Annotated in this window: 19 protein-coding genes; 9 read left to right on the top strand and 10 right to left on the bottom strand. The window is 69.9% G+C overall.

Translation table 11 applies throughout. The annotated features are described in order from the left end of the window. Window positions 1-51: 51 nt before the first annotated feature. Together BJY17_RS01105 and BJY17_RS01100 are read right to left on the bottom strand one after the other, a co-directional pair. The gene (locus BJY17_RS01105; protein ID WP_179549746.1) at window positions 52-1020 is read right to left on the bottom strand and encodes an aldo/keto reductase; all 969 of its coding nucleotides are present in this window, start codon (window positions 1018-1020) and stop codon (window positions 52-54) included. Next, window positions 1017-2315: an L-fuconate dehydratase gene (locus BJY17_RS01100; protein WP_179549745.1), complete on the bottom strand. Its 1299-nt coding sequence runs from the start codon at window positions 2313-2315 to the stop codon at window positions 1017-1019. The genes BJY17_RS01105 and BJY17_RS01100 overlap by 4 nt, the downstream gene beginning before the upstream one ends. A 128-nt stretch (window positions 2316-2443) precedes the next feature. Here BJY17_RS01100 and BJY17_RS01095 point away from each other — a divergent pair, with 128 nt between their 5' ends. The 3 genes from BJY17_RS01095 to BJY17_RS01085 all read left to right on the top strand — a co-directional run bounded on the left by BJY17_RS01095 (window position 2444) and on the right by BJY17_RS01085 (window position 5058). Further along, window positions 2444-3292 (top strand): fumarylacetoacetate hydrolase family protein, encoded by an 849-nt coding sequence (locus tag BJY17_RS01095; RefSeq protein WP_179549744.1) that lies wholly within the window; start codon window positions 2444-2446, stop codon window positions 3290-3292. 30 nt (window positions 3293-3322) lie between these two features. Further along, window positions 3323-4081: an SDR family NAD(P)-dependent oxidoreductase gene (locus tag BJY17_RS01090; RefSeq protein ID WP_179549743.1), complete on the top strand. Its 759-nt coding sequence runs from the start codon at window positions 3323-3325 to the stop codon at window positions 4079-4081. A 101-nt stretch (window positions 4082-4182) separates the two neighbouring features. Then, the gene (locus BJY17_RS01085) at window positions 4183-5058 is read left to right on the top strand and encodes a fumarylacetoacetate hydrolase family protein (RefSeq protein ID WP_179549742.1); all 876 of its coding nucleotides are present in this window, start codon (window positions 4183-4185) and stop codon (window positions 5056-5058) included. Window positions 5059-5104: 46 nt separating this feature from the next. On the opposite strand, the gene BJY17_RS01080 is transcribed toward BJY17_RS01085, so the two are convergent. Both BJY17_RS01080 and BJY17_RS01075 read right to left on the bottom strand, forming a co-directional pair. After that, window positions 5105-6613, bottom strand: a complete 1509-nt coding sequence (locus BJY17_RS01080) for an aspartate ammonia-lyase (protein ID WP_179549741.1) — start codon at window positions 6611-6613, stop codon at window positions 5105-5107. Between the two features lie 255 nt (window positions 6614-6868). Then, window positions 6869-8431, bottom strand: a complete 1563-nt coding sequence (locus BJY17_RS01075) for an amino acid permease (RefSeq protein ID WP_179549740.1) — start codon at window positions 8429-8431, stop codon at window positions 6869-6871. A gap of 225 nt (window positions 8432-8656) precedes the next feature. Between BJY17_RS01075 and BJY17_RS01070 the strand changes: the two genes are divergently transcribed. The 5 genes from BJY17_RS01070 to BJY17_RS01050 are packed head-to-tail and all read left to right on the top strand — an operon-like array spanning window position 8657 to window position 13789. Next, a complete protein-coding gene (locus BJY17_RS01070; RefSeq protein ID WP_179549739.1) occupies window positions 8657-10024 on the top strand; it encodes a glutamine synthetase family protein in 1368 nt (455 codons plus the stop codon). Further along, the gene (locus BJY17_RS01065) at window positions 10005-10838 is read left to right on the top strand and encodes a gamma-glutamyl-gamma-aminobutyrate hydrolase family protein (RefSeq protein ID WP_179549738.1); all 834 of its coding nucleotides are present in this window, start codon (window positions 10005-10007) and stop codon (window positions 10836-10838) included. The genes BJY17_RS01070 and BJY17_RS01065 overlap by 20 nt, the downstream gene beginning before the upstream one ends. After that, a complete protein-coding gene (locus BJY17_RS01060; RefSeq protein WP_179549737.1) occupies window positions 10835-12190 on the top strand; it encodes an aldehyde dehydrogenase family protein in 1356 nt (451 codons plus the stop codon). The genes BJY17_RS01065 and BJY17_RS01060 overlap by 4 nt, the downstream gene beginning before the upstream one ends. A gap of 27 nt (window positions 12191-12217) precedes the next feature. Then, complete coding sequence (locus tag BJY17_RS01055; protein WP_179549736.1) at window positions 12218-13009, top strand: 3-oxoacyl-ACP reductase; 792 nt, start codon at window positions 12218-12220, stop codon at window positions 13007-13009. Between the two features lie 9 nt (window positions 13010-13018). Further along, window positions 13019-13789: a FadR/GntR family transcriptional regulator gene (locus BJY17_RS01050; protein WP_179549735.1), complete on the top strand. Its 771-nt coding sequence runs from the start codon at window positions 13019-13021 to the stop codon at window positions 13787-13789. 88 nt (window positions 13790-13877) lie between these two features. Here BJY17_RS01050 and BJY17_RS01045 read toward each other — a convergent pair whose 3' ends face one another. After that, complete coding sequence (locus BJY17_RS01045) at window positions 13878-14195, bottom strand: DUF4190 domain-containing protein (protein WP_218889833.1); 318 nt, start codon at window positions 14193-14195, stop codon at window positions 13878-13880. A 139-nt stretch (window positions 14196-14334) separates the two neighbouring features. On the opposite strand from BJY17_RS01045, the gene BJY17_RS01040 reads away from it, so the two are divergent. Beyond that, a complete protein-coding gene (locus tag BJY17_RS01040; protein WP_179549734.1) occupies window positions 14335-15621 on the top strand; it encodes a uracil-xanthine permease family protein in 1287 nt (428 codons plus the stop codon). 86 nt (window positions 15622-15707) lie between these two features. Here BJY17_RS01040 and BJY17_RS01035 read toward each other — a convergent pair whose 3' ends face one another. The 5 genes from BJY17_RS01035 to BJY17_RS01015 form a co-directional block, all read right to left on the bottom strand. Then, on the bottom strand, window positions 15708-17183 hold the full coding sequence (locus tag BJY17_RS01035; RefSeq protein ID WP_179549733.1) for an NCS2 family permease: 1476 nt from the start codon (window positions 17181-17183) through the stop codon (window positions 15708-15710). Window positions 17184-17241: 58 nt separating this feature from the next. Further along, complete coding sequence (locus BJY17_RS01030; protein WP_179552652.1) at window positions 17242-17577, bottom strand: peptidase; 336 nt, start codon at window positions 17575-17577, stop codon at window positions 17242-17244. Between the two features lie 5 nt (window positions 17578-17582). Beyond that, entirely contained in the window at window positions 17583-18761 is a 1179-nt protein-coding gene (locus BJY17_RS01025; RefSeq protein WP_179549732.1) for an inorganic phosphate transporter, read from the bottom strand. A gap of 102 nt (window positions 18762-18863) precedes the next feature. Next, window positions 18864-19346 carry an 8-oxo-dGTP diphosphatase gene (locus tag BJY17_RS01020; RefSeq protein WP_179549731.1) on the bottom strand — a complete coding sequence of 161 codons (483 nt, stop codon included), beginning with the start codon at window positions 19344-19346 and terminating at the stop codon, window positions 18864-18866. Between the two features lie 2 nt (window positions 19347-19348). Beyond that, window positions 19349-20380, bottom strand: a complete 1032-nt coding sequence (locus BJY17_RS01015) for a 6-phosphofructokinase (protein WP_179549730.1) — start codon at window positions 20378-20380, stop codon at window positions 19349-19351. Window positions 20381-20435: the final 55 nt, after the last annotated feature.

Here is a 20435-nt window from a genome sequence, read left to right as displayed (position 1 = left end):
CCGTCGGTCGTCGATCCGGTCGCGGTCGTCGATCCGGTCGCGGTCGTCGGCTCAGGCAGGGATGAGCCCGCGCTCCTCGAGCGCGCTCCAGAGCTCGTCGGGGATCGCGGCCGCCATGTTCGCCACGTTCTGCCGCACGGCATCGGGACGCGAGGTGCCGACGACGACGGTGGCCACGAGCGGGTGCCGCAGCGGGTACTGCAGCGCCGCCGCAGGCAGTTCGACGCCGAACTCCGCGCACGTCGCCGCGAGCGCCTGCGCGCGCTCGAAGACGGTGTCGGGCACGGCGCCGTAGTCGTACGTCGCGTCACGGCGCGGCGTCGCCGTCGCGAGCAGGCCGGAGTTGAACACGGCGGCGTCGACGATGCGCACGCCGCGCTCCTCGCACGCCGGGAACAGCTCGACGAGCGCCGGCTGCTCGAGCAGCGTGTACCGCCCCGCGATCATCACGAGGTCGAGGTCGCCCTCGCGCACCGCGCGCGCCGCGACATCCGCGTGGTTGACGCCGACGCCGATCTGCCGCACGAGGCCCTCGTCGCGCAGGGTGGCGAGTGCCGGCAGGCCCTCGGCAAGCCCCCGCTCGAGGTCGTAGACGTCGGGGTCGTGCAGGAACAGCACGTCGATGCGGTCGAGGCCCATGCGCTCGAGGGATGCCTCGAGGCTGCGCCGCACGCCGGACAGGCTCGGGTCGTAGACCCGCACGTGGTCGTCGGGCACGTCGAACCCGTCGGCGAGGTCGCGGCCGCCGGCGAAGTCGGGGTTCGGCGCCAGCAGGCGGCCGACCTTCGTCGAGACGACGAACTCGTCGCGCGGCCGCTCACGCAGGAACGCGCCGAGGCGGCGCTCGGAGAGGCCGAGGCCGTAGTGCGGGGCCGTGTCGAAGTAGCGGATGCCGCCGTCCCACGCCGCCTCGAGGGCACTCCGCGCCCGGTCCTCGTCGACCTCGCGGTAGAGGTTGCCGATCGATGCGCTGCCGAAGCCGAGCGGCCCGAGGTCGACGGGCGACGCCGACCGGCTCATCGGGCGACCGCTTGCGGCTCGCGCCACGTGAACTCCGCGACGGATGCCGGGAACATCTCGGTGCCCGCGCCGGGAGCGCTCGGAGCCAGGTATCGACCGTGCTCCACGACCGTCGGGGTCACGAAGTGCTCGTGCAGGTGGTCGACGTACTCGACCATGCGCCCGTCCATCGTGCCGGAGACGGCCACGTAGTCGAACATCGAGAGGTGCTGCACGGCCTCGCAGAGTCCGACGCCGCCGGCGTGCGGGCAGACCGGAACGCCGAACTTCGCCGCGAGCAGCAGGTTCGCGATGTTCTCGTTGACGCCGCCGACGCGGGTGGCGTCGATCTGCATGACGTCCATGCCACCGGCCTGCAGCAACTGCTTGAAGACGACGCGGTTCTGCACGTGCTCGCCCGTCGCCACGCGGATCGGCGCGACGCCACGGGCGATCGCGGCATGTCCGAGGATGTCGTCGGGACTCGTCGGCTCCTCGATCCACGCGAGGTCGAACTGCGCGAGCGCATTCACCCAGCGGATGGCGTCGGCGACGTCCCAGCGCTGGTTCGCGTCGATCGCGATCGGGAAGTCGGGACCGACCGTCTTGCGCGCGATGGCGAGGCGGCGGATGTCGTCGTCGAGGTCGGCGCCGACCTTCAGCTTGATCTGCGGGAAGCCGTCGGCGACCGCCTCCCGGCAGAGGCGCTCGAGCTTCTCGTCGGAGTAGCCGAGCCAGCCGGGACTCGTCGTGTACGCGGGGTAGCCGGTCTCCTGCAGGCGCGCGACGCGCTCTGCGCGGCCGGGCTCCGCTGCGCGGAGGATCTCGAGCGCCTCTTCGGGCGTGAGCGCGTCGGTGAGGTAGCGGAAGTCGACGAGCGAGACGATCTCTTCGGGGCTCAGGCTCGCGAGGTGGAGCCACAACGGCTGGCCGGCGCGCTTCGCACGGAGGTCCCACAGCGCGTTCACGACCGCGCCGATGGCCATGTGCATGACGCCCTTCTCGGGGCCGAGCCAGCGCAGCTGCGAGTCGTGCAGCAGCATGCGCGATGCAGCGCCCATGTCGCCGAGCAGCTCCTCGACGTCGCGGCCGACGAGGTGGCCCCGGAGCGCCTCGAGTGCAGCGACCTCGACGTCGTTGCCGCGACCGATCGTGAAGACGAACGCGTGCCCTTCGAGGCCGTCTTCGGCGTCGGTCCGGATCACCACGTAGGCCGCCGAGTAGTCGGGGTCGGGGTTCATCGCGTCCGACCCGTCGAGTGCGAGCGAGGTCGGGAATCGGATGTCGTGGGTGTCGACGGCGATGATTGCGGTCATGGGGTCCTTTCGTGACAGGTTCGATCCTAAACATCGGATGTATAGGTGTCAATCTCGACGAAATGTGCCAGAATCGGCGAAGTACCTGCGAATTCGTCGGAACGATCAGACTTCAGAAAGAGCACAGCATGAGATTCGCCCGCCTCGGCAACGTCGGCACCGAGATCCCCGTCGTCCTCGACGGCGATCGCACCCTCGACCTGCGATCGATCACCGCCGACGTCGACGGCGCCTTCCTGAGCGGCGAGGGCGTCGAGCGCGCCCGCGCTGCGATCGCCTCCGGCGAGCTCCCCGAGCTTCCGGACGCCGCGAGCCTCCGCATCGGCGCACCGATCGCCCGCCCCTCGGCGGTCTACTGCATCGGCATGAACTACGCCGCCCACGCCGCCGAGTCGGGCTCCCAGCCGCCCGAGCAGATCGTCATGTTCATGAAGTCCCCGAACACCGTCGTCGGCCCCTTCGACGACGTCGCGATCCCCCGCGGCAGCGAGGAGACCGACTGGGAGGTCGAGCTCGGCATCGTCATCGGTCGCCGTGCGAGCTACCTCGACTCCCCCGCCGACGCCCGCGCCCACATCGCCGGCTTCGTGATGGCCAACGACCTCTCCGAGCGCGACTGGCAGATCGCGGTCTCGGGCGGCCAGTGGTCGAAGGGCAAGAGCGCTCCGGGCTTCTGCCCGACGGGGCCGTGGCTCGCCACGAACGACGAGCTGAACGCCGACGACGTGCGCCTGCGCAGCTTCGTCAACGGCGAGCCGCGCCAGGACTCGCGTACGGGCGACCTCATCTTCGACATCGACACGATCGTCTGGACGCTCAGCCAGTACCTCGTGCTCGAGCCCGGCGACCTCGTGCTCACCGGCACCCCCGAGGGCGTCGCCCTGTCAGGCCGGTTCCCCTACCTCGCCGTGGGCGACGTCGTCGAACTCGACATCGAGGGTCTCGGCAGCCAGCGCCAGCAGTACGTCTCCGCCTGACCCGATCGACCCCACGCAGAAGGATCACCCATGAGCAACGAATTCACCGGCCTCGTCGCGATCGTCACCGGCGGGGCCTCGGGCATCGGCGCCGCGATCGCCGACCGCCTCCAGCAGGGCGGCGCCCGTGTCGCCGTCTTCGACCTGCAACCGGATGCCGCGGCGCACGCCGATCTCGCGATCGCGGTCGACGTGGCCGACGACGCCAGCGTGCGTGCGGGCGTCGACCGCGTCGCGGCCGAACTCGGCCGCATCGACATCGTCGTGAACAACGCCGGCATCGGCGCCCAGGGCACGATCGAGTCGAACCCCGACGAGGAGTGGCACAAGGTGTTCGACATCAACGTGCTGGGCATGATGCGCGTCGCCCGCGCGGCACTCCCCCACCTGCGGAACTCCCCTGCGGCGTCGATCGTCAACACCGCCTCCATCGCGGCGACCGCCGGGCTCCCCCAGCGCGCGCTCTACAGTGCGAGCAAGGGCGCGGTCGCCGCGCTCACGCGCGCCATGGCCGCCGACCACCTGCGCGAGGGCATCCGGGTGAACGCCGTGAACCCCGGCACCGCCGACACGCCGTGGATCGGCCGCCTGCTGGCATCGGCAGCAGACCCCGCAGCCGAGCGCGCCGCCCTCGAGGCGCGTCAGCCGCACGGCCGCCTGGTGAAGGCCGACGAGGTCGCCGGCGCGGTCGCATACCTCGCGAGCCCCGCGTCGGGCTCGACCACCGGCGTCGAACTCGCCGTCGACGGCGGCATGCAGGAGTTGCGCCTCCGCCCGGCCGGCAGCTGACGCGGCATCCCGCTCGATTTGTCGACGTGGCGGTGCATCCGGCTGTGTTCGTTGTACATCGTGCACAGCCGGTTCGCCGTGCCGCCCGATAGCCTGAAGCAGTGAAGTTCGCGCACCTGAGAGCCGAAGGCCAGACGACCCCTCGGCTCGCGGCGGTGATCGCGGACGCGGCGCTGTTCCTCGACGAGTTCATGGAGCGGCCGCCGCGCGACCTGCAAGACCTCATCGAACGGGGCCCCGAGGGCCTCGCCGAGGTGCGCGAGGTCGTCGACACGGCCGTCTCGCTGGGCGCCGAGCTGACGCCGGTGGCGGCGCTGCGGCACTCCTCGGCGGTGCTGCGCCCCGCTCAGGTCATCGCGATCGGCGCGAACTACGCGGCGCACGCCTCGGAACTGAAGCTGCGCTCCGAGACCGCGATGACGATCTTCTCGCTCTGGCCGAACTCGCTCACGGCGCACGGCGCGACGACGACGTGGCCCGAAGACCTCACGACCCAGGTCGACTACGAGGCCGAACTCGGCGTCATCATCGGCCGCCCGGCCCGCGGCGTGCACGTGCGCGACGCCCTCGACTACGTGTGGGGCTACACCGTCGTCAACGACATCACGGCTCGCGACATCCAGTTCAGCGAGGCCCAGTGGTCGCGCTGCAAGTCGTTCGACGGCTTCACCCCCACCGGCCCGGTGGTCGTCACGGCCGACGAGATCCCCGACCCGCAGAACCTCTGGCTCACCACGAACCTCGACGGCAGCATCATGCAGGACGCCTCGACGAACGAGATGGTGCGCAGCGTCGCCGAGATCATCTCGCTGCTCTCGCGTTCGGCGACGATCCCCCCGGGCACTCTCATCTCGACCGGCAGCCCCGGCGGCGCGGGCTACTCCCGCAAGCCCCCGGTGTTCCTGCGCGACGGCTCGACCGTCACCGTGACCATCGAGGGCATCGGCTCGCTGACGACGCACTGCCGGGTCATCTGACCCGAGCGGTGCCGCCGCCTCGCGGCCGCGGCACCGACGGCGAGCCTCACTCCGAGGGCTCGCCCTGCAGGTCGATGAGCGGGATGGCCATCGTGATCGGGCGGATGCCCGAGAGCTTCGAGGGCTGCAGCTGCGCCATCACGGCCTCGCGGCTCATGAGTCCGGCCTCGACCACGAGGTCGGCGACGGGCCGGCCCGTCTTCAATGCGAGCTTGGCGATGTTGGATGCCTCGGTGTAGCCGATGAACGGGATGAGCGCGGTGATCACGCCGACGCTCGAGGCGACCATCGCCTCGAGCCGGTCGACGTTGGCCGTGATGCCGTCGACGCAGTTGACTCGGAGGGTCCAGCAGGCCTGGCGCATCCACGTGATCGACTGCAGGAGCGAGTGGGCGATGACCGGTTCGAAGGCGTTCAGCTGCAACTGGCCGCTCTCGGCCGCCATCATGACCGTGACGTCGGCTCCGGCGACCGCGTAGGCGACCTGGCTGACGGCCTCGGGGATCACCGGGTTGACCTTGCCGGGCATGATGCTCGAGCCCGCCTGCCGCGGCGGCAGGTTGATCTCGCCGAACCCCGCCTGCGGGCCCGACGAGAGCAGGCGCAGGTCGTTGCAGATCTTCGAGAGCTTGATCGCGCTGCGCTTGAGTGCGCTCGAGAACGTCATGAACACGCCGGTGTCGCTCGTCGCCTCGATAAGGTCGGGTGCCGACTCGAGGCGGAGCCCAGTGATCGCGCTGAGGTGGCGCACGGCGGCCGCAGCGTAGCCGGGGTCGGCCGTGATGCCCGTGCCGATCGCGGTGGCACCGAGGTTCACCTCGGAGAGGAGCTTGATGGTCTCGTTCAACCGCTCGTAGTCTTCGCCGAGCGTCGTCGCGAAGCTGTGGAACTCCTGGCCCAGAGTCATCGGCACGGCGTCCTGCAGCTGGGTGCGGCCCACCTTCAGCACCTCGTGGAACTCCTGGCCCTTGCGGCCGAACGAGACGCGCAGCAGGTCGAGTTCGCGCATCATCGACGTGAGCGAGAACGTCATCGCGAGCTTGACCGCGGTCGGGTAGGTGTCGTTCGTCGACTGGCTGCGGTTGACGTCGTCGATCGGGTGCAGCACGTCGTAACGGCCCTTGGGGAACCCGGCGATCTCGAGCGCGAGGTTCGCGATGACCTCGTTGGCGTTCATGTTCGTCGAGGTGCCCGCGCCGCCCTGGATGACGCCGACCACGAACTGCTCGTGATGCTCGCCGTCGATGATGCGCTGGCAGGCCTCGTCGATCAACGCGGCCTTCCGGTCGGTGAGCACGCCGACCTCGCGATTGGCGCGGGCGGCAGCCTGCTTGACCGAGGCGAGCGCCACGACGAGGTCGGGATAGACCGAGATCGGGCGCTTCGAGATCGGGAAGTTCTCGAGCGCACGCATGGTGTGCACACCCCAGTAGGCGTCGGCGGGAACCTCGACCGAGCCGAGCGAGTCGGTCTCGGTGCGGGTCGGCGGCTGCACACCGTTGCCGACGAGCGTCGGATCGGTGTACGTGTCGTCGGTGGACTCGGGCTCGTGCATGTCTTCCTCCACGGAGTCGTGCGCGAGTGGACGTCGAGGGTGTCGACGCCCCCGCAGCCGGCTCCATCGCCTGGGGTCTGCGCGGGGTCGCCGCGCTCGTACTCGTCAACGAGCCTATCGCCGCCGGTGCGACGAGACGAATGCGACGAAGGGCCCGGCCGTGTGCGGCCGGGCCCTTCGACGTGCCGATCGACACCACAGGAGGAGGCACCGCTCGGCGACGACGGGCGCCCCCACGCCCGCCGCCCGCTCCGATCAGACCCGGTCGGTCTCGTCGACGCCGTCGGTGGCGAGCAGTTCGCTCTCGACGGCGCCGCCGTAGCCCTCGGACTGAGGGTCGCCGTGCAGTCCCCCGGACACGGCGTACTCCTCTTCCGGCGACAGGATCAGCCGGTGCCGGCCCCACAGCGCGAAGATCGCGAGCATCACCGCGTAGACGACGCCGATGGCGATGATCGCGGGCACGAACGTCGGATTCAGCAGGAAGCCGAGGAAGATGAGCGCGGCGATCAGCGCGGCGACCACGGCCCCAGGCACGCCCCACGGGCTGACGTAGGGGCGCTTGGCGTTCGGATATCTGCGGCGGAGGATCACGAACGCGACCATCTGCAGCAGGTAGGCGAGCACCGCGCCCCACACGGCGATGTTCAGCACGATGGCGCCGGCGACCGCGCCCGCGCCCTCGGCGTCGACCTGGGCGAGCACGTCGAGCACGACGAGCGCGACGAAGCCGATGATCGCGCCTGCGACGAGGGCGACCCACGGCGTCTGGCGCTTGCCCGTGAGGGAAAGGAACTTCGGGTAGTAGCCGGCCCGCGAGAGCGAGTACATGTTGCGCCCGTAGGCGAACATGATGCCCTGCAGCGACGCGAGCAGTCCGATGAGCGCGAACAGCGCGAGCACCGCGGCGAGTTCGTCGCCGACGATGGCCCGGAAGCCGTCGAGCAGCGGCTCGCCCGCCGTGCCGGTGGCCTCGGCCCCGACGACGCCGGTGTTGAGGAACAGCACGAGCAGGCCCGTCACGATGAGCGTGGCACGGGCGATCAGGCCGGCCTTCGGGATGTCTCGGACGGGGTCCTTCGACTCCTCTGCCGCGAGCGGCAGCTCCTCGATGCCGAGGAAGAACCACATCGCGAACGGCAGCGCGAAGAGGATCGGCAGCACGCCGTGCGGCAGGAAGGCGGTCTGCCCGGCGTCGGGCACGATGTCGAAGAGCTTGTCCCACGAGAACTGGCCCGAGAAGATCGCCATCGCGCTGAAGACGAGCAGGATCGCGATCGAGATGATCGAGACGACGATCGCGAACTTGAACGAGATGCTCGCCCCGGCAGCGTTGATGCCGATGAAGACGAGGTAGAGGATCACCCACCACACCCACTGCGGCATCGAGAACCCGAGCAGTTCGCTCGTGATCGCGTCGGCGTAGGAGCCGGAGAAGAACACGATCACCGCGGTGGTCGCGACGTACTCGATCGTCTCGGCGAGTCCGGTCACGAAGCCGCCCCACGGCCCCATCGCGGCCCGGGAGAAGGAGTAGGCGCCGCCCGTGTGCGGCATCGCCGACGACATCTCCCCGATCGAGAAGATGAGCCCGTAGTACATGACGACGAGCACCGCGAAGGCGATCAGCATGCCGCCGAAGCCGGCGAAGTCGATGCCGAAGTTCCACCCCGAGAAGTCGCCCGAGATGACGGCCGCCACGGCGAGGCCCCAGAGCCCCCAGACCCCGGCCGTGCGGGTGAGCTTGCGTTTCTCGAAGTACCCGGCCTCGGCGGTCGTGTACTTCACTCCCGACACCTTCAGCGTGTCCTTGGTCATGGCGGTTCCCTTGCTCTCTCGAAGCGCGCGGCCGCAGCAGCGCGGGGGGTGGGATGCGTTGGCCTGAACTATAGGGCGCCCAATGGTTGCCCGTACAGACCTTTTTGAAATGCATGTCGATGAATCTCATCGGAACGACGGGGAATCCGACGATCATGTTCGGTCGCGCCTGTGATGTAATGGTCGGGCACACCGACCATTCACGACTCGAGGAGGCGTCAGCGGATGACGGCACCCACCGGATACCTCACCCTCGACGCCCTGCACGGTGCGGTCGCCGACGGCCACGTCGACACCGTCATCGTCGCCTTCACCGACATGCAGGGCCGGCTCGTCGGCAAGCGCGTCTCGGCGCGACTCTTCCTCGAAGACGTCGCCGCGCACGGCGCCGAGTGCTGCAACTACCTGCTCGCCGTCGACGTCGACATGAACACCGTCGACGGCTACGCCATGTCGAGCTGGGAGCGCGGCTACGGCGACATGGCGATGATCCCCGACTTCTCGACGCTCCGCATGGCGCCCTGGCTCGAGGCGACGGCGCTCGTCACGGCCGACCTGCAGTGGCTCGACGGCACCCCCGTCGAGGCCTCGCCCCGGCGCATCCTGCAGCGGCAGCTCGAACGACTCGCCGAGCGCGGGCTCACCGCCTTCGTCGGCACCGAGCTCGAGTTCATCGTCTTCGACGACTCGTTCCGCGCCGCCTGGCAGAAGGGCTACCGCGAGCTCACGCCGGCCAGCGACTACAACATCGACTACGCACTGCTCGCGTCGACCCGCATGGAACCCCTGCTCCGCGACATCCGGAACTCGATGGACGGCGCGGGCATGTACTGCGAGGGCGTGAAGGGCGAGTGCAACCTCGGCCAGCAGGAGATCGCATTCCGGTACACGGATGCGCTCGGCACGTGCGACAACCACTCCGTCTACAAGAACGGGGCGAAGGAGATCGCCGACCGGCACGGCAAGTCGCTGACCTTCATGGCGAAGTTCAACGAGCGCGAGGGCAACAGCTGCCACATCCACATCTCCCTGCGCGGCGAGAACGGCGAGGCGGTCTTCAGCGACCCGGATGCCCCGCACGGCATGTCGACCCTCTTCCGCCGGTTCCTCGCGGGCCAGGTGGCCGCGATGCGCGAACTCACGCTCTTCTCCGCGCCGAACATCAATTCGTACAAGCGCTACGTGGCCGGCAGCTTCGCCCCGACCGCGATCGCCTGGGGTCTCGACAACCGCACCTGCGCGCTGCGCGTCGTGGGACGCGGCCTCGGCATGCGCGTCGAGAACCGCGTGCCCGGCGGTGACGTGAACCAGTACCTCGCGGTCGCCGCCCTCATCGCGGCGGGTCTCGCCGGCATCGACGGCGAACTCGAGCTCGACGAGCTGTTCGAGGGCAACGCCTACGAGAGCGACGTGGCGCGCGTGCCCGCGACGCTGCGGGAGTCGGCCGAGCTCTTCGCCGGCTCGGCGATCGCCCGCGAGGCGTTCGGCGACGAGGTCATCGAGCACTACCTGAACAACGCACGCATCGAGCTCGCCGCCTACGACGCGGCCGTCACGGACTGGGAGCGGGTGCGTGGCTTCGAACGACTCTGAATCGACGACGGATGCGCCGGCCGCGGCACCGGCACCGGCACCGGTGATCGGCATCACGACCTACCTCGAGCAGGCGCAGACCGGGGTGTGGGACGTGCGCGCGTCGTTCCTGCCGAAGGTCTACATCGACGCGGTCACCGACGCGGGCGGCATCGCCGTGCTGCTCCCGCCGCAGCCCGCCGACCCCGCGATCGCGCGGGCCGTGCTCGGCACGCTCGACGGGCTCATCGTCTCGGGGGGCGCCGACGTCGACCCCGCGCGCTACGGCCAGGCGCCGCACGAGCGCACCGGCGCGCCGCGCACCGATCGCGACGAGTGGGAGGACCACCTGCTGACCGCGGCCATCGACCTCGAGCTGCCGTTCCTCGGCATCTGCCGCGGCGCGCAGATGCTGAACGTGGCGCTCGGCGGCACGCTCGTGCAGCACCTGCCCGAGGTCGTCGGCAGCGACGCGTACCAGCCGGGCCCCGCGCAGTTCGGCGAGACCGCGGCGACCGTCGAGCCCGACTCGCGCCTCGCGGCCGTGCTCGGCGACGTTGCGACTCCCCTGCCGATCCACGTCTACCACCACCAGGCGCTCGACGAGGTGGCCGACGGCCTGCGGGTCACCGCCCGCACCGACGACGGCGTCATCGAGGCCGTCGAGCTCGAGACGGTGCCGTTCGGCATCGGGGTGCAGTGGCATCCCGAAGAGAACGCCGCCGACCGCCGGCTCTTCGCCGGACTCGTCGACGCGGCGCGCGAGCACCGCGCCGCACGCTCCGCGACCGCTGCCTCCGAGGCGAACGCCCTCTCCGAAAGGACCGCCCAGTGACCCACACGATCGTCAACCCCGCCGACGAGAGCGTCGTGACCACGGTCGCCGCCGCCTCGATCGAGGACGCCGATGCGGCGATCGCCCGGGCCTCCGCCGCGCAGCGCGACTGGGCCCGACTCGCGCCCGTCGATCGTGCACGCCTCCTCCGACGATTCGCCGACGCCGTCGACGGTGCCGTCGAGGAACTCGCGGTCATCGAGATGCGCAATTCGGGGCATCCGATCTCGCAGGCACGGTGGGAGGCCGGACACGTGCGCGACGTGCTCGAGTACTACTCCGCCTCGCCCGAACGCCTCTTCGGCCGTCAGATCCCCGTGGCCGGCGGCCTCGACGTCACCTTCCAGGAGCCGCTCGGCGTCGTCGGCGTGATCACGCCGTGGAACTTCCCCATGACGATCGCGGCCTGGGGCTTCGCGCCCGCGCTCGCGGCCGGCAACGCCGTCGTGCTGAAGCCCGCCGAGTGGACCCCGCTCACGAGCATGCGCCTCGCCGAGCTCGGGCTCGAGGCGGGCCTGCCCGACGGGCTCTTCCAGGTGATCCCCGGCCAGGGATCGGTCGTCGGCCAGCGCTTCGTGACGAACGAGACCGTGCGCAAGATCGTCTTCACCGGCTCGACCGAGATCGGCAAGCAGATCATGTCGGGCTGCGCCGACCAGGTGAAGCGCGTCACGCTCGAACTCGGCGGCAAGAGCGCGAACATCGTCTTCGCCGACGCCGACCTCGAACGCGCCGCCGCAACCGCGCCGTACGGCGTCTTCGAGAACGCCGGCCAGGACTGCTGCGCGCGCAGCCGCATCCTCGTCGAGCGGAGCGTCTACGAGCGCTTCATGGAGCTGCTCGAACCCGCGGTCGCGGGCGTTCGCGTCGGCGATCCCGCCGACGAGGCGACCGAGATGGGCCCACTCGTCGCGGCCGCCCACCTCGACCGCGTGCGCTCCTTCGTTCCGGATGACTCGGAGCTCGCGTTCCGCGCCTCCGCCCCGACCGGCCCGGGCTTCTGGTTCCCGCCCACGGTGCTCACGCCGGCGCGCGACTCGCGCACCGCTCGCGAGGAGATCTTCGGCCCCGTCGTCTCCGTGTTCCCGTTCGACGACGAAGACGACGCGGTGCGCTTCGCGAATGCGAGCGAGTACGGACTCTCGGGCTCGATCTGGACCCGCGACCTGAGCCGCGGCATCCGCGTCGCCCGGGCGATCGACTCGGGCAACCTCTCGGTGAACTCGCACTCCTCGGTGCGCTACTCGACGCCGTTCGGCGGGTTCAAGCAGTCGGGCCTCGGCCGCGAGCTCGGCCCCGACGCGCCCCTCGCCTTCACCGAGACCAAGAACGTCTTCCTCGCCGTCGACTGACGACCCGAACCCTACGACAGGAGCACCATGACCGACCTTCCACGCATCGACCTCACCCAGCGCCTCGCCGGCCGTGTGGCCGTGATCACCGGCGGCGCCTCGGGCATCGGCCTCGCGACGGCCAAGCGCCTCGCCGCCGAGGGCGCGCACGTCGTCATCGGCGACATGGACGCCACCACCGGCCCGGCAGCCGCCGAACTCGTCGGCGGCCTGTTCGTGCAGGTCGACGTCACCGACGAGGCCCAGGTCGACCACCTCTTCGACGAGGCCGCCCGCGTTTACGGGTCGGTCGACATCGCCTTCAACAACGCGGGCATCTCGCCGCCCGACGACGACTCGATCGAGACGACCGAGCTGCCCGCCTGGCAGAAGGTGCAGGACGTCAACCTGAAGTCGGTCTACCTGTGCTCGCGCGCGGCGCTGCGTCACATGGTCGCGCAGGGGCGCGGCTCGATCATCAACACGGCGTCGTTCGTGGCGGTGCTCGGGTCGGCGACCTCGCAGATCTCGTACACGGCGTCGAAGGGCGGCGTGCTCGCGATGAGCCGCGAGCTCGGCGTGCAGTTCGCCCGGCAGGGCATCCGCGTGAACGCGCTCTGCCCGGGGCCGGTGAACACGCCGCTGCTGCAGGAGCTGTTCGCGAAGGACCAGGAGCGCGCCCAGCGCCGACTCGTGCACATCCCCGTGGGCCGCTTCGCCGAACCCGAGGAGCTCGCGGCGGCGGTGGCGTTCCTCGCGAGCGACGACGCGTCGTTCATCACCGGCTCGACGTTCCTCGTCGACGGCGGCATCAGCTCGGCCTACGTCACGCCGCTCTAGGCTCGAAGCATGGGCGATGCGGTGGACGACGAGCAGGTCGAGCAGGCCGAACCGGCCGAGGTGCTGAGCGCCGGGCTGCTGCTCACCCCGGCGCGACCGGCCAACGCCTTCGAGGAGACGGTGCAGCGGCTGCTGCAGTCGATCCGGCTGGGGCTCATCGGCCCCGGCGAGCGGCTGCCCGCCGAACGCGAGCTGGCCGCCATGCTCGAGGTCAGCCGCGACACGCTGCGCGAGGCGATCGCCTCGCTCGCCGAGGCCGGGTGGGTCGTGGCCCGCCGCGGACGCTACGGCGGCACCTTCGTCTCCGACGAGTTGCCCGTGGCGCTCCCCGCGTCGCCGGGCACGGCCGACGATCCGTTCGTGACCTCCGGCCGGCTCGAGGACACGCTGGCGCTGCGCTCGGTGATCGAGGTCGGCGCCGCGCGGCGGGCCGCCGAGAGCGAGCTGTCGGGCAACGATCGTGAGCGGCTCTGGCAGGCCTACGAGGAGTGCAGCGCCGCAGCGGGCGAGCAGTACCGCATGGCGGACTCCCGCCTGCACCTGCTGATCGCCGAGGTGCTCGGGGCGCCGAGCGTGATCCCCCTCGTCGCCGACGTGCGCATGCGGGTCAACGAGCTGCTCGACGGCATTCCCCTGCTCGCGCCGAACATCGCGCACTCGAACGAGCAGCACCGGGCGATCGTCGGCGCGATCCTCCGGGGCAGCCCCGACGACGCTGCAAGCGCCATGGCCGAGCACCTCGAGGGCACCGAGGCGCTGCTGCGGGGCTTCTACGCCTGAGCGGATGCCGCGGCATCCGCTCGCCCCGCCGCCGTGAACGCGGAGACGGGCCGCCTCCCGAAGGAGGCGGCCCGTCTCATGCGGGAGCTCAGAGGAACGCGAACGGCAGCATCGCGAGGCCGAAGACGATCGCGAGGAGCCCGAAGAGCACGGCGCCCGCGAGCATCACGGCGTTCAGCACGATGCCCCAGATGGCCATGGTGCGCGACGCGGGTTCGCGCTTCAGCGCCAGGATGCCGAGCACGAGCCCGGCCACCGGCACGAAGAAGGTGGAGCTCGCCACGATGGAGACGATGCCGAGCACGAGGCTCGCGATGCTGAACCCGTTCGTCTCCGCGGCCGGCGCGGCGTAGGGGTTCGGCTCCGCGAACGGCGCCTGGGTTGCGGTGTCGGTGACGGTGGTCATGTGATTGGTCTCCTGTTCGTGGATGCCCGTTGTGGGCGTGCTTCCACGCTACGGACCCGCGGAATCGCGCGGTATGGGGCTATCCCCCCGATACGATCGGATGGATCCCCACCCTTCCACTCCCATGAAACGGAGCAGCATGACTCTGCCCTGGACCATCCACGGCGACGGCAAGAACGTCAACCCCGGCGAAGTCGTCGCCCCCGGTGAGCGCCTCAGCTGGCCCCGCACGATCGGCCTCGGCGCCCAGCACGTCGTCGCCATGTTCGGAGCGACCTTCCTCGTACCGATCCTCACGGGCTTCCCGCCCGCGACGACGCTGTTCTTCTCGGGTCTCGGCACCATCCTCTTCCTCGTGATCACGAAGAACCGGGTGCCGAGCTACCTCGGCTCCTCGTTCGCGTTCATCGCGCCGATCAGCGCCGCGATGGGCGCGAAGGGCATCGGCGACCCCATGGGCGCCGCGCTCTTCGGCATCGTCGTCGTCGGCGTGCTGCTCGCGCTCGTGGGCCTGCTCGTGCAGTGGGTCGGCACGCGCTGGATCGACGTGCTCATGCCGCCCGTCGTCGCGGGTGCGATCGTCGCCCTCATCGGCTTCAACCTGGCGCCCGCCGCGAAGAACAACTTCATGCTCGCCCCGCTGACCGCGCTCATCACGCTGGCCGCCGTCATCATCGCGAGCGTCGCCTTCCGCGGCATCCTCGGTCGCATGTCGATCCTCGTCGGCGTCGTGATCGGCTACATCGCCGCGGCGATCCAGGGCGAGATCGACTTCGCGCGCATCGAGGACGCCGCGTGGATCGGCCTGCCGACGTTCCACCTGCCCGCGAACCCGTTCGCCGACGCCGCCGTGTGGGGCTTCCTCCCCGCCTTCCTGCCCGTCGTGCTCGTGCTCATCGCCGAGAACGTCGGCCACATCAAGGGCGTCGCGCAGATGACCGACCCTTCGGTCAACGCGTCGACCGGACGCGCGCTCTTCGCCGACGGCCTCGCCACGACGATCGCCGGCTTCTTCGGCGGCTCGGGCACCACCACCTACGGCGAGAACATCGGCGTCATGGCCGCGACGCGCATCTACTCGACCGCCGCCTACTGGATCGCCGGCATCGTCGCCGTGCTGCTCGGCCTCTCCCCCAAGTTCGGCGAGGTCATCAACACGATCCCGGCCGGCGTGCTCGGCGGTGTCACGACGGCGCTCTACGGCCTCATCGGCATCATCGGCGTGAAGATCTGGCTCGACAACAAGGTCGACTTCTCGAAGCCCGTGAACCAGTTCACGGCGGCCACGGCCCTCATCATCGGCATCGCGGACTTCACGTTCGCGGTCGGCGGCGTCTCGTTCAACGGCATCGCGCTCGGCACGATCGCCGCCATCGTGATCTACCACCTCATGAACGGCATCGCCAAGGCGCGCGGCACGAACTGACCGCGCGGCTCGTATCGAGCCGAAGCACGAACGACGGATGCCCCGGGGCCGATCGGCCCCGGGGCATCCGTCGTCTGAGCGGAAGGTCAGGCGAAGAGCGCCTCGATCGGTCCGCGTGCGAAGTAGACGAGGAAGCCGGCTGCGACGATCCAGAGCAGCGGGCTGATCTCGCGGGCCTTGCCCGACAGCGAACGCACGACGACCCAGGCGATGAAGCCCGCGCCGATGCCGTTGGCGATCGAGTACGTGAGCGGCATGACGGTGACCGCGAGGAACACCGGCAGCAGCACCGAGAACTCCGAGAAGTCGATGTACCGGATCTGCGCCATCATGAGCGCACCCACGATGACGAGGGCGGCCGAGGCGACCTCGGTCGGCACGATCGAGACGAGCGGCGTGAAGAACATCGCCGCGAGGAACAGCAGGCCCGTCACGATGTTCGCGAGACCCGTGCGCGCGCCCTCGCCGATGCCGGCGCCCGACTCGATGAAGACGGTGTTCGACGACGCCGACGCGTAGCCACCGGCGACGGCGCCGACGCCCTCGACGATCAGCGCGGACTTCAGGCGAGGGAAGTCGCCCTTCGCGTCGGCGAGCTGCGCCTCTTTCGAGAGACCCGTCATCGTGCCCATGGCGTCGAAGAAGTTCGTGAAGACGAGCGTGAAGACGAGCATGACGGCGGCGAGCACGCCGATGCGCTCGAAGCTGCCGAACGAGACCTGTCCGACGAGCGACAGGTCGGGCAGGCTCACGATCGAGCCGGTGAGCTCGGGCACCGAGAGGCTCCAGCCGCCCGCGTTGAACTCGTCACCGGCGAACATCGGGCCGAGGTTCCAGATCGCCTCGACGACGACCGCGAGCACGGTGCCGGAGACGAGGCCGATGAGGATGCCGCCCTTGACCTTGCGAGCAACGAGGATGCCCGTGAGCAGCAGGGTGAAGATGAAGACGAGGGTCGGCACGGTGGCCACGGAACCGGCGATGCCGAGGCCCACGGGCGGCGAAGCGGCGCCGGTCGCGGTGACGAACCCTGCGTTCACGAAGCCGATGAAGGCGATGAAGAGGCCGATGCCGACGGTGATCGCGAGCTTCAGCTGGATCGGCACGGCGTCGAAGATCAGGCGGCGGAGGCCGGTCGCGGCGAGCAGCACGATGATGAGGCCGTTGATGACCACGAGGCCCATCGCCTCGGGCCAGGTGACCTGGCCGACGACCGAGACCGCGAGGAACGAGTTGATGCCGAGGCCTGCGGCGAAGCCGAACGGAAGCCGGGCGACGAGGCCGAACAGGATCGTCATGACACCGGCGGTGAGTCCCGTGACGGCAGAGACCTGGGCGAACCCGAGCTGGTTGCCGTCGACGTCGACGCCGGCCGACAGGATGATCGGGTTGAGGATCACGATGTAGGCCATCGTCACGAAGGTGACGATGCCGCCGCGCACCTCGGTGCCGACGGTGGAGCCGCGCTTGGTGATCTCGAAGAAGCGATCGACGGGATGCCGCGGCTTCTCGCTCTGCGGTGCCGTCTCAGGGGTCGACTCGGTCGTCGTTTCAGTGGTCATCCGGGAACCTTCGATGAGGGACGCGCCCGGGTGGGCGCGACGGGTGGACTGGAGTGGCTCAGGTGAACAGCTTGATGACGTGCTCGCCGACGATCAGGTAGATGCCGTAGATCACGGCCGCGCCGCTGACGACGAAGCACGCCCACGCGCCGACGAGCGCGGCGCGCTTCTGCCCCTCGCTCAACGGGCTCTTCTTCGCCGCCTTGGCCGCCCGCTTCTCAGCCTGGCGGATCTCGGCGGGCGTCACCACGGTGATCGCGTCGGTGAACTCGGCGGGCGTGACGATGGGCGTGCGGCCCGACAGCGTGAGAAGCCGGACGCCGAGCGCGTAGGCGGAGACCACGACGATCGTGCCGATCATGGCCGAGACGAACACGAGGAGGAACGCACCCATGTCGATCACGAGGTCACCTTCTTCTTCGGCTTCGGGTTGCGCTTGATCTTCACGGCACGGCCCGAGTGGGCGACCTCGCTCACCACGTTGTGGTGGGAGACCTCGTTGCGACGCGACCAGAGGAAGATGCCGACGATCACGGAGACGCCGACGATGGTGTCGATGATGATGCCGACGACGCCGAGGTGTGCGACGACCGCGGCGAGCGCGCCCACGCCGCCCGCTGCGGGCAGGGTGAGGAGCCAACCCACGCCGATGCGGCCCGCCGTGCGCCAGCGCACCTTCGAGCCTCGACGGCCGAGCCCGGACCCGATGACCGAGCCCGAGGCGACCTGCGTGGTCGACAGCGCGAAGCCGACGTGGCTCGAGGCGAGGATGGTCGCGGCGGTCGCGGTCTCGGCGGCGAAGCCCTGGGCGGGCTTCACGTCGGTGAGTCCCGTGCCGAGGGTCTTGATGATGCGCCAGCCGCCCATGTACGTGCCGAGTGCGATCGCGATGGCGCAGGTGACGATGACCCAGAGCTGCACCTCGGCGCCGGCCGGCTGCAGGCCCGCGGCGACGAGGGTCAGGGTGATGACGCCCATCGTCTTCTGAGCGTCGTTGGTACCGTGCGCGAGGGCGACGAGCGAGGAGGAGAAGATCTGCGCGTGGCGGAACCGGTCGCGCCCGTCGGGCTTGCCGTCGTAGCGCCGCGTGATGGCGTAGGCCAGCTTCGTCGCGCCGTAGGCGATGAGCCCGGCTGTGAGCGGAGCGAGCAGCGCGGGCAGGATGACCTTCGACATCACGACCGCGAAGTCGATCGCACCGACGCCGAAGCCCACGAGCGCCGCACCGATCAGACCGCCGAAGAGCGCGTGGCTCGACGACGAGGGCAGACCCAGCAGCCACGTGATCATGTTCCACACGATCGCGCCGATGAGGCCCGCGAAGATGAGCTCGGGGGTGATGAGCACCCCGCCGTCACCCTCTTTGATGATGCCGCCCGAGATGGTCTTGGCCACCTCGGTCGAGAGGAACGCGCCGATCAGGTTCAGGATCGCGGCGAGGCCGACGGCGACCTTGGGTTTCAGCGCACCCGTGGCGATGGGAGTCGCCATCGCGCTGGCGGTGTCGTGGAACCCGTTGGTGAAGTCGAAGAAGAGCGCCAGTGCGATGACCAGCACGACGATGAGGGTGAGATCCACCGGCGTCTTTCTCTGGGATCGGCGACTCCCCGATTGAGGGAGTTCACCAGATGTTCAAGGGACGTGCCTTGCAGAAGCAAGTCCGCCATGCACGAATCGATACTACGTGACGGTGCTGCGCTCCTCCACCACAGTAGCGAGGTCGGCGCCGAACACGAAGGTGCGCCGCACCGTGCCGCCGGCGAGCACGTCGGGGAGCCACCGGCTCGCGTCGTCCCACATCTCGTCGAGCGGGATATCGCGCACATCGAACCACTCGGGGTCGAGCTCGTCGGACGGCGCGGGGTCGCCCGCCCAGCGACGGCACACGAACACGTTGGACTCCTGGCTCCACGCCTGCCGGTGCGGGAAGAGATAGCTCAGGATGCCGCGCGGCTCGAGATCGGCCGCCGCGACGACGAGACCCGACTCCTCGAAGATCTCGCGCACCGCGGCATCCGTCGCCGACTCGCCCGGCTCGAGCTTGCCGCCGGGCGCGACGAAGTAGCCCATGCCGAGCCCGTGCTTCTTGCGCCCCAGGAGCACCTCGACGCGCCCTCCGTGCTCGCGCAGGAGGTAGCAGACGCACACCTGGGGCAGCGGCACGCTCAGCCGAACAGGATCTTCGCCTCGTCGTAACGCGACTGCGGCACCCGGTTGAGGGTGCCGACCGCGTCGGCGATCGAGACGGTCTCGATGTCGGTGCCGCGGAGGGTCACCATCGATCCCCATGCGCCGTCGTGGACCGCGTCGACCACGGCCATGCCGAGGCGCGTCGCGAGCACGCGGTCGAACGCGGTCGGCTCGCCGCCGCGCTGGATGTGCCCGAGCACCGTGGCACGGGACTCGATGCCCGTGCGCTCCTCGATCATGGGCGCGATGAGTTCGGCGATGCCGCCGAGGCGCGGGCGGTTGAACGCGTCGAGGCCCTTGTGCGAGTGCGCCTCGGCCATGTCGTCGAACTTGAAGCCCTCGGCGACGACGACCAGCGGCGCCCGGCCGCGGTCGCGCACCGACTCGACCCACTCGGCGATCTGCTCGATCGACTGCGGCTGCTCGGGGATGAGGATCGCGTGCGCGCCGCCGGCCATGCCCGAGTGCAGGGCGATCCAGCCGACGTGGCGGCCCATGACCTCGAGCACCATGCAGCGCCCGTGCGAGTCGGCCGTCGTGCGCAGGCGGTCGATCGCCTCGGTCGCGATCTGCACGGCCGTGTCGAAGCCGAACGAGTAGTCAGTGGCCGCGAGGTCGTTGTCGATCGTCTTCGGCACGCCGATGACCTTGATGCCGCCCTCGTCGTACAGGCGGCGGGCCGCGGTGAGCGTGCCCTCGCCGCCGATCGCGACGATCGCGTCGATGCCGTTGCGGTCGAGCATCTCCTGGATCTTCTCGGGGCCGCCGCCCTCGCCCTCGAACGGGTTGGTGCGGCTGGAGCCGAGGATCGTGCCACCCTGCTTGGCGAGGCCGCGCACGTCGTGGCGCACGATGGGCACGATGTCCTCTTCGACGACGCCGCGCCAGCCGTTGCGGAAGCCGACGAACTCGGTGTCGTACGAGATGACGCCCTTCAACACGGATCCGCGGATGACCGCGTTGAGGCCGGGGCAGTCTCCGCCCGACGTGAGGATGCCGATCTTCATGCTCGTGGGACTCCTTGTTGCTCTGGGGATTCGTCGCCGGAGCCGCTTCATCGGG

This window comes from Agromyces hippuratus (assembly GCF_013410355.1).
Taxonomy (GTDB): Bacteria; Actinomycetota; Actinomycetes; order Actinomycetales; family Microbacteriaceae; genus Agromyces; species Agromyces hippuratus.
This window is presented reverse-complemented; position numbering and strand designations above follow the sequence as displayed.